Annotated in this window: 1 protein-coding gene; it reads left to right on the top strand. The window is 48.1% G+C overall.

Features of this window, described 5'->3' with window-relative positions; translation table 11 throughout:
• Positions 1–36: 36 nt before the first annotated feature.
• A partial coding sequence (locus tag ACTHUR_RS20795; RefSeq protein ID WP_440400699.1) for an NUDIX domain-containing protein occupies positions 37–449 on the top strand: 413 nt, incomplete at its 3' end.

Genomic DNA, 449 nt, shown 5'->3' with positions numbered 1-449 from the left:
CCTTTAATATTTAATAATTTGGAAATGAGGTAAAAAATGGATTTGAAAGAAACTAAATTAAGCAGCGAGCCAATCTACGAAGGTTCTTTTGTTACCATCAGCCGCGATCGGGTTCGCCTACCCAACGGCAATGAAAGCCAACGAGTTGTGATCCGCCATCCGGGTGCTGCGTGTGTGTTGGCGGAAACGGAAGACGGCAAAGTTGTTTTGGTGCGCCAATGGCGTTATGCCGCCGATCAGGCGACGTTGGAATTGCCGGCGGGTAAATTGGATGTGGCGGACGAAGATCCTGCCGAATGCGCTTTGCGTGAGTTGGCAGAAGAAACGCCATATGTCGCCGACAGTGTCAAACTGTTGTACTCCTTTTATACTGCAGTTGGTTTTTGTGATGAGAAAATGTATCTCTACCAAGCGCAAGGCGTGCGTTTGGGTAGCGAATTGAGCAATGA

The sequence above is a fragment of the Neisseria sp. P0021.S007 genome (assembly GCF_051956855.1).
Note: the sequence above shows the minus strand (reverse complement) of the source record. Positions and strands in the feature narration are given on the sequence as shown.